11 protein-coding genes are annotated in these 12,342 nt (G+C 69.2%); 6 read left to right on the top strand and 5 right to left on the bottom strand.

Annotation, left to right across the window (positions count from 1 at the left end):
• Nucleotides 1–22 precede the first annotated feature (22 nt).
• The 3 genes from Q1A09_RS19885 to Q1A09_RS19895 all read right to left on the bottom strand — a co-directional run bounded on the left by Q1A09_RS19885 (nt 23) and on the right by Q1A09_RS19895 (nt 6,305).
• A complete protein-coding gene (locus Q1A09_RS19885; RefSeq protein ID WP_299959112.1) occupies nt 23–3,052 on the bottom strand; it encodes a type I restriction endonuclease subunit R in 3,030 nt (1,009 codons plus the stop codon).
• On the bottom strand, nt 3,052–3,279 hold the full coding sequence (locus tag Q1A09_RS19890; protein ID WP_299959115.1) for a restriction endonuclease subunit S: 228 nt from the start codon (nt 3,277–3,279) through the stop codon (nt 3,052–3,054). Before Q1A09_RS19890 ends, Q1A09_RS19885 begins: the two co-directional genes overlap by 1 nt.
• A gap of 983 nt (nt 3,280–4,262) precedes the next feature.
• Nucleotides 4,263–6,305, bottom strand: coding sequence for a class I SAM-dependent DNA methyltransferase (locus Q1A09_RS19895; RefSeq protein WP_299959118.1), 2,043 nt, complete (start codon nt 6,303–6,305; stop codon nt 4,263–4,265).
• Nucleotides 6,306–6,371: 66 nt separating this feature from the next.
• Here Q1A09_RS19895 and Q1A09_RS19900 point away from each other — a divergent pair, with 66 nt between their 5' ends.
• Nucleotides 6,372–6,866, top strand: coding sequence for a hypothetical protein (locus tag Q1A09_RS19900; RefSeq protein ID WP_299959121.1), 495 nt, complete (start codon nt 6,372–6,374; stop codon nt 6,864–6,866).
• Between the two features lie 5 nt (nt 6,867–6,871).
• Here the strand turns inward: Q1A09_RS19900 and Q1A09_RS19905 are convergent, their stop codons facing one another.
• On the bottom strand, nt 6,872–7,774 hold the full coding sequence (locus Q1A09_RS19905; RefSeq protein WP_299959124.1) for an HNH endonuclease: 903 nt from the start codon (nt 7,772–7,774) through the stop codon (nt 6,872–6,874).
• Between the two features lie 303 nt (nt 7,775–8,077).
• Complete coding sequence (locus tag Q1A09_RS19910; protein WP_299959125.1) at nt 8,078–9,028, bottom strand: helix-turn-helix domain-containing protein; 951 nt, start codon at nt 9,026–9,028, stop codon at nt 8,078–8,080.
• 162 nt (nt 9,029–9,190) lie between these two features.
• Between Q1A09_RS19910 and Q1A09_RS19915 the strand changes: the two genes are divergently transcribed.
• From Q1A09_RS19915 to Q1A09_RS19935, 5 genes are all read left to right on the top strand, one after another.
• Nucleotides 9,191–10,024, top strand: coding sequence for an alpha/beta hydrolase (locus Q1A09_RS19915; RefSeq protein WP_299959127.1), 834 nt, complete (start codon nt 9,191–9,193; stop codon nt 10,022–10,024).
• Nucleotides 10,021–10,791: an MBL fold metallo-hydrolase gene (locus Q1A09_RS19920; protein ID WP_299959128.1), complete on the top strand. Its 771-nt coding sequence runs from the start codon at nt 10,021–10,023 to the stop codon at nt 10,789–10,791. Before Q1A09_RS19915 ends, Q1A09_RS19920 begins: the two co-directional genes overlap by 4 nt.
• Before the next feature lie 94 nt (nt 10,792–10,885).
• Complete coding sequence (locus Q1A09_RS19925; RefSeq protein ID WP_299959130.1) at nt 10,886–11,449, top strand: hypothetical protein; 564 nt, start codon at nt 10,886–10,888, stop codon at nt 11,447–11,449.
• 78 nt (nt 11,450–11,527) lie between these two features.
• Nucleotides 11,528–11,764, top strand: a complete 237-nt coding sequence (locus Q1A09_RS19930; RefSeq protein ID WP_299959132.1) for a FitA-like ribbon-helix-helix domain-containing protein — start codon at nt 11,528–11,530, stop codon at nt 11,762–11,764.
• Nucleotides 11,761–12,159, top strand: coding sequence for a type II toxin-antitoxin system VapC family toxin (locus Q1A09_RS19935; RefSeq protein ID WP_299959134.1), 399 nt, complete (start codon nt 11,761–11,763; stop codon nt 12,157–12,159). The genes Q1A09_RS19930 and Q1A09_RS19935 overlap by 4 nt, the downstream gene beginning before the upstream one ends.
• The last annotated feature ends 183 nt before the right edge of the window (nt 12,160–12,342 follow it).

A 12,342-nucleotide genomic window follows, 5' to 3' on the forward strand; every position in this document is an offset into this window, starting at 1 on the left:
GCTGCCCTCAGCCGGGTGTTCGTCACGCCGCGTTGTCCGCGTGCTTGCGGCGGGCTGCCCGGTAGGTCTCCGGCATCACGACCTGCCACGCCGCCTGGGCCAGTTGCGGGTCTTCCAGCAGCCGCTTGAGCAGCTGCATCGATGCTTCTTGCCGGTCGTAGAGCGCCCCGACCATCTGGTCGTGCTTGAGCGTCAACCCGAACTGCTCTTCGGTGTTGTCCGCGGCGCGCTGCTGTACCGCAGGGTCGTCCGAGAGCGCGCTGGGCAGCCCGATGTAGATCTCCAGCGCGTCCTGCTCGGAGATGTCGATGTCGAACAGGCTGTTGAACTGCTGGATGAGCTCCGACAGGCGGACCTTCAGTGCCTCCTCCACCGAGCTGCCGCGCCCGCCGCCGGTGAAGCCGGCGATCTCGCCGTCGTCCTCTCCCGCGACGTTGCTCCCAGAGCTCAGCGTTCCGCTCTGGTGACCCAGGAACTCCAGCGCCGTGTCACCTAGGTCGATCTCGCCACCGGTCGGCCCTGGCGCCTTGATCTTCGCCAGCAGCAGCTTGGCGTACAGGTACAGCGACTCAAGCTCCGGATCGGTGAACGGCACGACCTGGCCGAGGAAGGCGTACGCCCGCACGAATGCCTTGAGCGCGTCCCGGAGCTCGGTCAGCTCGTGCTCGGGCAGGTCGTGCGCGCGGACGACGGCCGGGTCGACGTTCGCCGACACCACGGCGTGCGTCGCGGAGCTGCCCGCGAGCAGGGCCGCCACGGCAGTCTGCTGCTCGTCGGGGTGGATGACCGCATGCGACTCGATCCGGGTGAGCAGGTTGTAAAGCAGGTTCGGGTCGGTCTCCTCGGTCCAGGTGGTCTCGAAGAACGGCGCGAACTCCTCCTTCATCTGCTCCGCGGTGTTCACGAAGTCCAGGACGAAGGTGTCCTCCTTGCCCGGGGCGGTCCGGTTGAGCCGGGACAACGTCTGCACCGCCTTCACCCCGGCCAGCCGCTTGTCCACGTACATCGTGTGCAGCAGCGGCTCGTCGAACCCGGTCTGGTACTTCTCCGCGACGATCAACAGCTGCCCGTCGTCGTGGAAGCGCTGCTTGGTCTGCGACTCCGGGAATCCGTTGAGTGCAGACTCGGTGACCGGGGTGCCTGCGCCGGCGTCCGGGTCGGTGAGAGACCCGGAGAACGCGACGAACGCGTGGACGTCGGAGATCGCGTGCTTGTCCAGGTAGGCACGGATGGCCTGCACGTAACGGACGGCGTGCAGCCGGCTGCGGGTGACCACCATGGCCTTGCCGCGGCCGCCGATCTTGCCGGCGGTGACGGCCTGGAAGTGCTTGACGATGATTTCGGCGCGCTGCTCCAGGTTGGACGGGTGCAGGTCGACGAACCGCGCGAGAGCGACCGACGCCTTGCTCTTCTCTACCTCGGGGTCGTCGCTGGTGAGCCCGTTGGCCAGCCGGTAGTAGCGCTTGTACGTCAGATAGTGCACGAGGACGTCCAGGATGAAGCCCTCATCGATCGCCTGTCGCATCGAGTACAGGTGGAAGGCCTGGTACTGCGTCGGGTCGTCCCTCCGGCGCTCCCCGAACAGCTGCAGCGTCTTGGTCTTTGGCGTTGCCGTGAAGGCGAAGAACGACAGGTTGCCCTGCTTGCCGCGGGCCCGGGCGGATGTCAGGACGGCGTCAACCTCGGCGGCGAGCGCGTCCTGCCCGTCGACCTCCTCGTCGTCGGGGTCGGACGCCGCGCCGAGCACCTTCTTCACACTCTGCGCGGCGTCGCCGGACTGGGAGGAGTGCGCCTCGTCGACGATGACAGCGACCCGCTTGTCCTCCAGCTGGGTCGAGGCGATCACCGGGAACTTCTGCAGCGTGGTGATGACGATCTTCGTCTGGGTGTCGGTGAGCGCGTCGCGCAGCTGTTCGGAGCTGCCGTCGATCCGCTTCAGCAGGCCCGGGACGTGCTCGACTCCGGAGATGGTGGCCTGCAACTGCTGGTCGAGCACCTTGCGGTCGGTGATGACGACGACCTTGTCGAACACCAGCGTGTCGACGCCGATGGTCGCGCCTTCGGCCAGCTCGGCTGCGTCGCCGGGCGTGTGCAGGTCGGCGAGGCGGTGGGCCAACCAGGCGATCGAGTTGGACTTCCCCGACCCGGCGGAGTGCTGCAGGAGGTAGGAGTGCCCGGCCCCGTGGGTGGCCGCGTGCTGGGTGAGCTTCTGGACGACCTGCCACTGGTGGTAACGCGGGAACAGGACACTGCGGGTCTTGCTGCTCGCGTTTTCCTGCACAAAGCGGTGCAGCAGGTCCAGCCAGGTGTCCCGCGCCCAGACCTGCTCCCACAAGTACGCGGTGCGGTGGCCGTGTGGGTTGACCGGATTGCCGGTGCCGCCGTTGCGGCCGGCGCCGTTCGACCCCTGGTTGAACGGCAGGAAGATCGTCCTTGGGCCGTCCAGCCGGGTGGTGAGAAAGACCAGGTCGGGGTCGACGGCGAAGTGCGCCAGCGCTCGACGGGCGAAGATGCGGTCCTTGGGGTTGCGCTGGGCCGGGTCGCGGTACTGGGCCTTCGCGTACTCGACAGTCTGCCCGGTGAACTGGTTCTTGAGCTCCGCGGTGGCGACCGGGATGCCGTTGAGGGCGAGCATTAGGTCGAGGCTCTGGTGCGGTGACGACTCGCTGTGGTGCAGCTGCCGGTAGACCAGCGCGCGATTGGCGGCGTACTTCGCGGCCAGGTCGGGAGTCAGCGCGGTGGTCGGCCGGAAGAACGCCAGCCGCAAGTGGACGCCGTTCATCCGGACCCCACGACGCAGCACGTGGACGACGCCCATCGCGTCGCACTCGCTGGCGATCCGCTGCAGCACCTTAGCCTCGGTGGTCGCGCCGAGCTGGGTGGTGAGCCTGGCGAGCTCCTTGGGCTGGGTCTCGTCCAGGAAGCCGAACAACTGCACCGGGTCGAGCCCGAGCGCGACGTCGTAGTTGGTGGGAGAGCCGGGCCGCCAGCTGTGGGCGAGTAGGTGCGCCTCGATGGCGGCCTCGAAGGCGGCCTCGTTAGTGCCGGCCATCAGGCCAGGCTCCGAGCCGTGCTGACATCGAACTGCCCGGTGACTGCGGCGGAAATCAACGCCCGCTTCCGCTCCACGATGAGCCGGTCGAACTCTGTTACGAGCTGCTGGGCTCGCAGGTTGTCGCGCTCGGCTTCGATCAACTGACTTTCGATGCGCAGCTGTTCGTCCAGGGTCGGGCAAGGCATCGGCAGTCGACGGAGGTCTGCAATGTTGATACCTTTCACGGCGGCCCCACCTGCGCGGAGTCTGAGCCAGTCTTGTGCACGTCTCGTACTCACGGCCTGGCGGAGGAACTCTGATCGAACTCGTCCGGGCAAGGGAACAATGCGCGCGGCATCTCTGGTCACGTTGACTGTCTCGCCCAGGGGAGGGATGGTCTGGACGGCTCCGATACTTCCGCGGATAGCCATGACACAGTCCCCACTCTCCAAGCGAGATCGACGGAACTCGAGCTCAATCTCAGGGGCCGTCCGTCGCAGGGAGTCCACCTGTATGGCGCCACGCATCACGTCACCAGCCTCAACCAATGGAATTCCGCCTTCAGCTTCGGGTCCTGGCATGAGCACCCCGTAATTGATGGACCGCGTGCGAGAAGTCAACTCTTTCAGGGGTATAGTTGGTAGGCCCGTTTCTACAAGCGTCTCGCGGAGGTCCGCAAGGCGGGCCTGGAGAAGCTGCGACTGATTTGACCTCAGTGCGCGAAGATAGTCTAGGCGGGCGACCTGGTCGTCGAGATAGTCGGCGATCCGCCGCTGCTCGTCAAGATTCGGGACGGCGACAGTCATGTCGCGGTATTTCCCTGCAGAGAAGTTGTCGATAGTTGATCGAACAGCACCCACAGCGACTTGATCGAGAAATGCCTGAGATTGGCTCCAGTAACTCACAAATCGTGGATTTGCAACTTCAACCTTGGGTCGAAACCGAACTAGGTAGCCCGCAAAGCATGCCGATTCATCGCTGACATGCAGGTAAGTCTTACCAAGGGACCCTGCAGCACACAGCAGTAAGTCCCAACGTTGTAACGCTGCACCTTGTGCAATGGCCGGGGGTAGCGTGACGCGCTTGCTGGGGTCCAGGCTAGTGGGAGAACTGATGTCGGTCGTTCGTACGTAGCGAGGCCAAGAGGGGTCGCCATCTTGGGCCGCTTCCCCAAGTCCATTCACGATGGGAGTCGCCGCCAGGTGCTTAAGTTTGGTCCTTCGCCAGGTCATCGCTGCAATCCCGCAAGTGCTTCCTGAATCTCTGCTTCTACCGCGTCCAGCTCAGCGTCGATCTCCGCGAGTGGCCTTGGCGGAGTGTATTTATAGAAGAAGCGGGTGAAAGGGATCTCGTAGCCGATCTTCGTCTTCGTGTGATCAACCCAGGCGTCGGGTACGTGGGGCAACACCTCACGCCCGACGTAGGCATCGACGTCCTCGGTCAGCGGTACGTTCTCGCTGTCCCGCAGGTCCGGGTCGGGCAGCGGCGAGCTGGCCTTATCGAGAACGAGTGGCGCCTCGGGGGTTGTCTCGGCTGCCGCAGTCAGCACCGCCTTCTTAAGCGCCGGCGTCAGCCCGATCTGCCCGCGTGCGGTACAGGCGTTGAGCAGCCGTTTAGTGAAAGCCTTCTCATTGTCCTCGATCGCGCCGTCTAGGTCGCGCAACGCGCCGAGTACGGCTTCGTGGGTCTTGTGCGCGTCGTCGTCCCCACTGAGTAGGGCCACAACCGGCTTGGTGCGCTCGACCTGCTCGACCGCCTCCGCGGTCACATGGAAGCGGCGGCGCAGCGGCCGCTCGATGGTGATCCGGCGGAAGCCGAAGGTGTCGTTGTTGAAGACCTTGACCCGCTCGTCGGTGGAGCCTTGGGCGCTGGCGGCGTAGAGCCGGGCGACTTCGGCGATGTGGTCGTCGTCGAGGTACTTGCGCTTGTCGCCCAGCGACTTGCGCATCTTCGACCACTCGCCACGCGCGTCGATCAGAGCCACCTTGCCCTGGCGTTCGGGGAGCTTGCGGTTGGTCACGATCCACACGTAGGTGTTGATGCCGGTGTTGTAGAACAGCTGATCCGGCAGCGCGACGATGCCTTCCAGCCAGTCGTTCTCGATGATCCAGCGACGGATGTTGCTCTCGCCGGACTCGGCCGCTCCAGCGAACAGCGGGCTGCCGGAGAACACGATGGCGACTCGGGAGCCGCCGTCCTCCGGTGCCTTCATCCGGGCGATCATCTGCTGCAGGAACAGCAGGCTGCCGTCGGAGACCCGGGGCAGGCCAGCGGAGAACCGGCCGCCGGGCTGCGAGGCCTCGGCACGGATCGCGGCGGCCGACTTGTTCCAGTCGACGCCGAACGGCGGGTTGGCCAGCAGGTAGTCGAAGCGCTTGTCGGCGTGGCCGTCGGCAGTGAGCGTGTTGCCCAGCACGATGCGATCGGGGTCCTGACCCTGGATGAGCAGGTCGGACCGGGCGATGGCCCAGGTCTCGGGGTTGAGCTCCTGGCCGAACATCTCCAGCCGCGCGGCGGGGTTGCGGCGGGTGAGCCACTGGTCGGCGATGTTGAGCATGCCGCCGGTGCCGCACGCCGGGTCGTAGATGGAGCGGACCGGTGCCTTGCCGGTGAGGACGTCGCCGTCTTCCGCCAGTAGCAGGTCCACGATCAGCCGGATGACCTCACGCGGGGTGAAGTGCTCGCCCGCGGTCTCGTTGGAGAGCTCGGAGAAACGCCGCAGCAGCTCCTCGAAGACGTAACCCATGGCGTGGTTGGGAACGACCGAGGGGTGCAGGTCGAGGTCGGCGAACTTGCCGAGCACCTGATAGAGCAGGCCGGCCTCGTCGAGCCGGCTGATCTGCTCGTCGAAGCGGTACTTCTCCAGCACGGTGGCGGCGCCGGGGGAGAAGGCGCCGATGTAGGCGCGCAGCGAGTCGGCCAGGGTGTTGGGGGAGTCGAGCAGTGTGGCGAAGCTCAGCTTGCTGGTGTTGTAGAAGGGCAGGCCGCCGGTGGCCTGCTTGAGCAGCAGGTCTGGGGTGTCGGTGACCCCCGCCAGCTGGTCGGCCCGCTTGAGCACGGCGTCCTTGGTGTCGGCCAGGACGGCGTCCATCCGACGCAGCACCAGCAGCGGCAGGATCACGCCGCGGTACTCGGCTGGCTTGTAGTCGCCGCGCAGCAGGTCGGCGACCTGCCATACGAACTGGACCTTGCCCTCGAAACCCTGCAAGAGCTCTACTCCCCGCTTCTCGACCGCCGTCAGCCACGAGCCGACCGCGTCCGGAAGTCTCACCCACGGAGACGGGGTTGTCACCGACCGATGGTGCTGGTGTGACCTGCGCCTACCTAGCCTGAGGACATGGGCGACGCCATCGATGTCGTGTGGCCGCGGGCGGACTGGTCCTCCTGGGAGTCGTTGGCGCAGGCCGCACTCATGGCGCCACCGCGTCCCGGCGTCTATCTCGGGCGGAGGGGCGCTACCGGCGAGCTGCTGTACGTCGGACACGCCGGGGAACGAGTACACAGTCAGCCCGGGCTCCGCGGGCGGCTCGGGGTCTACGCCCGGGGCAGGGGGGCCGTCAGCGGCCTTGGGGAGGCGGCACTGGACCGCGCGTTGGCCGACCCGGCGTTTGTCCGGCAGCGGCTGCACTGGCTGGAGACAGGGCGGGCGGAACGCACCAAAGACTGGGCCCGGGCCGCGCTGTCCTGGGCCAACGTGCATGTCTGTTGGGTGGAACGAGCGACTAAAGCCGAGGCAGCCGCCTTCGAGGACGAGCTGTTGGGTCTGCTGGAGGCGCACGTGCTGTGGAACAGGAAGCGACCAACTCCGGGGGGAGCACCGGGAAGCGCCTGACCAGCTCAGCTCGCGGCGCGGAACTCCTCGTAGCGCTGCTCCAGGCGGGCCCCGTCCGGCTGGGCGGTCCGCTGGCGGGGCACCGTGATGCGCACGCCGGCCATCTCCTGGATGCCGTGCTTGAGCATCGGCCCGTCGACCTCGGCCAGGATGTCCCGCCGCACGTCAATGACCAGGTCGGGGCGTACGCCGATGATGTTCCGGTCGTAGGCGGCATGGTGGATCTTGCACAACGCGAGCCCGTTCGGGACGACCGGCAGACCACCCTCGTCGGCGTCCCGGACGATGTGGGCCGCGTCCAGCAGGTCGGCGTGCTTGAGCCGGCAGATGGCGCACTGCGTCTCGTATGCCTGCAGCACCCGGGCTCGGAACACCGGCTGGTGGAGTCTCACGCGGGTCAGCCGCTCCAGGTACGACCGACGATCTGGGGTCAGCTTCTCCACCAGCTCGGGGTCGACCAGGCGCTGAGCCTGGTCGACCGCGACCAGGAACGCGTGCTGTTCCGGTCGCTCGCCGACGATGAACACCGGGAAGTGGGCCTGGTAGACGCTCTTCGCCACCCCGATGAAGTAGGCGAGCGGCCGCTGCTGTTGCATCGCCGTGCGGAGGGCGCGATTGTCCGAGTGGTTCGAGTCGGTGCCGCGGTAGGCGTACTTGATCAGGCCGCCCGCCGCGATGTCGTCCTGGTACGGCGGCATCTGGTTCGGAGCGGTGAAGGTCGTGCGGATGGTTAGCGCGGCGTCCAGCTCTGCTGGCTTCCAGATGCCGGGCTGGACGACCAGCTTCATCGCGCGACCGCCGACAGCGAAGGTGTTCAGGTCCGCCGAGCGCACACCTTCGGGATGCAGTTCGGTGAGGCGCCGAAGATGATCGAACATCGCGCTGCGCACTTGTGTGTCGTCCAGCACTGTCTGAGACCCCCGTCGCCCTGCAGCTCCACCACCGCTGCTCGCAGCACCGTCTCACCGACGTGCCATCCCGGCGAGACGGACACGCGGCCCCACGTAGCGGCGCGAGCATCCGGCGTCAGACATTTCGATGGCCGGGTCGTCAGTGGACCTGCCACAAGCTGGCTGGCGGTGACGGCTTGATCAGTTCTCAGGACGCGAGGACGAGAAGGCGGGCGCCGATGCGTTGACGGTCATTGGCTCTGTCGGCGATGGCTGCGGTGCCTCCAGCTCCGCCTCGACGAACGCCGAGCTGGAGGCGGTTCAGCCGGCGATCGGGCGCTGCCACTCCTGAGGGCTGACGCCGAACGCCTGGCGGAACCGGCGCGCGAAGTGGCTGGCGTCGGTGAACCCGCACGCCCGCGCCGTGGCGGCGATCGACCGTCGCCGGCCGGCGGGGGAGACCAGCTGTGCCCGGGCCAGCTCCAGTCGCTGCCCGATCACCTCCTGTTCCAGACTCAGCCCCGCGTCGCTGAACAGCCGGTACAGCTGCCGCAGTGACACGTTGTGCGCCGCCGCGATGGTCGCCGGCGTCAGCGCCGGGTTGGTGAGGTGCTGACCCACGTACGTCCGCACCCGGGTCAGCAGCGTCTCCTCCCGCACCGCCTCGCGGTCCCGCACCCCGCCGGCGGCCGACACGATCAGCGCGCGCACCAGCTCCGCCGTCGCCGTCCCCAGGGACGCCGCACCCGGGTCGCCGGCCAGCTGCTCGGCTCGGCCGCACACCTCCTCCAGGTGCTGGCGCACCAGGTCGTGCAGCGGGCTGGCCCGCAGCCGCGGCACGGCCCGCCGGACGACGTCCACCGGCAGCGCGAGCTGCTCGTGCGGCACCATCAGCGACCGCGACCCACCGCCCACCGCGCAGCCGAACGCGTACGGCGCCGTCAGGTCGACCAGCATCAGGTCGCGGCCCTGCACCAGCTGCTCGTGGCCCAGCTGCGCGTACTCACCGCAGCCGGCCGCCTGGTAGGCGATCGCGATGACGGCCGGGCCGTCCTGCTGCACGTGCCGCGGCGTGCGCACCAGCCCGAACGCCGACGCGTCGGTGGTGAACACCGCCGCCCGGCCCAGCGGCACGAGGTGCATCCGGGCGTGCATGCGCTCGGGTGGCGTGCGCTGCTCGACGCGGCAGGGCAGAGAGGCCTCCTGCATCGCGGCGCGGAAGGCCTCGGCCCGGTCGGCGCGGGGCACGGTGCGTGTGTCCAGCAACAGCATCGGCGACTCCCGTGATGACTCCGCCGAGCGTGGCAGAACCGCAAACGTCGGGGAAGCGCTTCCGGCACGCACAGACCACAGGCCTGCACGCACAGCCGATCCGGGGGTGGTGCGCGCTGCCAGGGTCCCTCGCATCCGTCGTCCACCAGCGAGGAGACCGCCATGACCGCGTCGTCCGCCCCCGACACCATCGTCCTGATCCACGGCTTCTGGGTGACTCCGCGCAGCTGGGAGCAGTGGAAGAGCCACTACGAGGCGAAGGGCTTCCGCGTGCTCACGCCTGCCTACCCGGGCTTCGAGGTGGAGGTCGAGGCGCTCAACGCCGACCCGACGCCGGTCGCCGAGGTGACGCTGCCGCAGATCGTCGACCACCTCGCCGGCGTCATCGGCGAGCTCGATCACCCGCCGATCCTCATCGGCCACTCGGCCGGCGGCACCATCACCCAGCTGCTGCTCGACCGCGGGTTCGGCGCCGTCGGCGTCGCGCTCAACTCCGCGCCCACCGAGGGCGTGCGCGTGCTGCCGCTGTCGCAGCTGCGGTCGACGTGGACGGCGTTCAAGAACCCGGCCAACCGGCACCGCGCCGTCCCGCTCAGCGAGGAGCAGTGGCACTACGCCTTCACCAACACCTTCGACGGCGAGGAGTCGCGGCGGCTGCACGAGCGGTACGCCATCCCGGCACCCGGGTCGATCCTGTGGAGCTCGGTGCTGGCCAACTTCATGCCCGGCCCGCAGGACGCCCACGTCGACTACAGGAACCCGAACCGCCCGCCGCTGCTGTTCGTCTCCGGCGGTGAGGACCACATCATGCCGCCGTCGGTGCAGCGCTCGAACGCCGCGCACTACAAGGGCGACACCGTCACCGAGGTCCGCGACGAGCCCGGCTACCCGCACCTGCTCCCGGCCGCGCCGGGCTGGGAGCGGATCGCCGACGAGGTGCTCGACTGGGCGCTCGCCCACGCGATGGGGGTGCGGCCGGTCACCGGTGCGCAGTGAGGCTCACCCACGTCGGCGGGCCCACCCTGCTCGTCGAGGTCGCCGGCTGGCGCATCCTCACCGACCCGACCTTCGACCCACCGGGACGGCGTTACCGCTTCGGCTGGGGCACCGGGTCGCGCAAGGTCGCCGGCCCCGCGCTGCAGCCCGCCGACCTGCTGCCGGTCGACGCCGTCCTGCTCACCCACGACCACCACGCCGACAACCTGGACGACGCCGGACGCGCGTTCCTGCCCTCGGTGCCGGTGATCGTGACGACGGCGTCCGGCGGGCGGCGGCTGGGTGCCCGCGGGCTGCGGCCGGGGGAGTCGACGGTGCTCATCGCCCCTGGACGCCCGGACGTCGAGGTGACCGCGACGCCCGCGCGGCACGGCCCGCCGCTGAGCCGCCCGGTCACCGGGGACGTCGTCGGCTTCGCGCTGCGCTGGGACGGCGGCTCGCTGTGGATCTCCGGCGACACCGTGCTGTTCCGTGGGCTGCGGGAGGTCGCCGAGCGGCTGCGGGTTGACGTCGCTGTCCTGCACCTGGGCGGCGTGCGGTTTCCGGTCACCGGGCCGCTGCGGTACTCGATGACCGGCCGGCAGGCGGCCCGGCTGGCCGCGCAGCTGGACGCGCGGGTCGTCGTCCCGGTGCACTACGAGGGCTGGAGCCACTTCGTGCAGGGCCGCGCCGCGGTCGAGCGGCAGCTGGCGCAGGCGCCGGACGACGTCCGGCGGCGGTTCCGTTGGCTGCCGATGGGGGAGCCGGTCGAGGTGGGGACGGCGTAGCGGTCGGCTGGTGTGTCAGCCGCGAACCCGCCGGCTCGTCCGGCACCCTGGATCGGCTCGCTGCAACCGGCGAGGCCGAGGGAGGGATGCACGCGTGGACGCTGCGCCACCGTCACTGTTCGACGACGAGGTCGAGGCCACGCCGGACCGCGTCCGGCGGATCGCCGACACGCCGGTGCCGCCGCGGATCGAGCGGTGGACCAGCCTGTCCGCCTGCGTCCTCGATGCCGTCTGGAGCGTGGGCGCCGATCACGACCGGGTCGTCGTGCCGCTGGTGCGCCGGGTTCTCGAACCTGTCGCGACGGGCCCGCTGTTCGCGGACTCCCCGTCGGGTGCCGACAGCCACCCGCTGCCTCGCCTGCTCACCCGCTTCCCGGACGAGCACGCGCTGGAGGCCGCCGCGCAGAACAGGCAGCGGACGTCGACGCGAGGCGGCGTGACCAAGGCGGACGCCGCGCTGCGCTACGCCCGGACCCTCGTCGCGCACGGGATCCTCGGCATCGAGGACCTGCCGCGACTGCTGGCGGACCCGGCACTGTGGTCCCGCCTCGACCGCGCGCTGAGCCGGATCCCGGGGGAGGGGCAGCACGGGGCTCGGCGCAGCCGCTTCTGGGCGCTCTGCGGCGTCGGCGACCGGAGTCGCCTCGCTCGATCCTGAACAACGGCCTGACGGCGCCGTGAGCTGCCCGGGTCACGGGTGAGCTCATAATGCTGCCCTCGCTGCTACTCTGCATGCGTGTCGGTGTCCATGACCATCCGCGACGTTCCAGACGAGACGCGGGACGAGCTCGCCGCCCGTGCCGCCCGGGCCGGCCAGTCGCTGCAGGAGTACGTCCGCGGGCAGCTGACCGCGCTGGCGAACCGGCCGAGCCCGGAGGACCTGTGGGCGCGGGTCCAGCAGCGGGTGGCGACGACGGGCACGCGGCTCCCGGCCGAGGCCATCCTCACCGACCGGGACGCCGACCGGCCGTGACAATCGTGGTCGACTCCTCGGCCATGGTCGCCGCCCTGGTGGACGCGGGGCCGGACGGCGCGTGGGCGCGCGCCGGCCTGGCCGCGAACGACCTCGTGGCACCGGCCCACCTGTACGTCGAGGTGTCGAACGTGCTGCGCAGATCCGTGGTGGCCGGCCGGCTCGCGCGCGAGGTGGCCGCGCTGGCCCACCAAGACCTGGTGCACGCACCGGTGACGACGTTCCCCTTCGAGCTGGTCGCCGATCGCGTCTGGGAACTGCACCCGTCGGTCACCTCCTACGACGCCGCCTTCGTGGCCCTCGCCGAGGAGCTCGACGCGCCGCTGTGGACGCTGGACCGCAAGCTCGCCGCATCGTCGGGCCCGCGGTGCTCGTTCCGCCTCCCCGAGCGCTGACCCGACGCCGGACCGTCAGCGCGGACCGACGTCGAACGGGCCGCCGACAGCCACTCCACGGTCAGGTCATGCGGCAGATCGACGGATTCCGGTGCACACCGTGCTGCTGCGCGGGCGGACGCCGCAGCGCGCCGTCCGCTACCTGCACGGCGGTTCCCACGTCAGCGCCATCGCTCCGCAGCA

This window comes from uncultured Modestobacter sp., assembly GCF_947486615.1.
Classification (GTDB): Bacteria; Actinomycetota; Actinomycetes; order Mycobacteriales; family Geodermatophilaceae; genus Modestobacter.

Coding starts and splice junctions, on each gene's coding strand:
- Q1A09_RS19900 (WP_299959121.1), top strand. CDS start 6,372: ATGGGCGACGCCATCGATGTCGTGTGGCCGCGGGCGGACTGGTCCTCC.
- Q1A09_RS19910 (WP_299959125.1), bottom strand. CDS start 9,028: ATGCTGTTGCTGGACACACGCACCGTGCCCCGCGCCGACCGGGCCGAG.
- Q1A09_RS19885 (WP_299959112.1), bottom strand. CDS start 3,052: ATGGCCGGCACTAACGAGGCCGCCTTCGAGGCCGCCATCGAGGCGCAC.
- Q1A09_RS19915 (WP_299959127.1), top strand. CDS start 9,191: ATGACCGCGTCGTCCGCCCCCGACACCATCGTCCTGATCCACGGCTTC.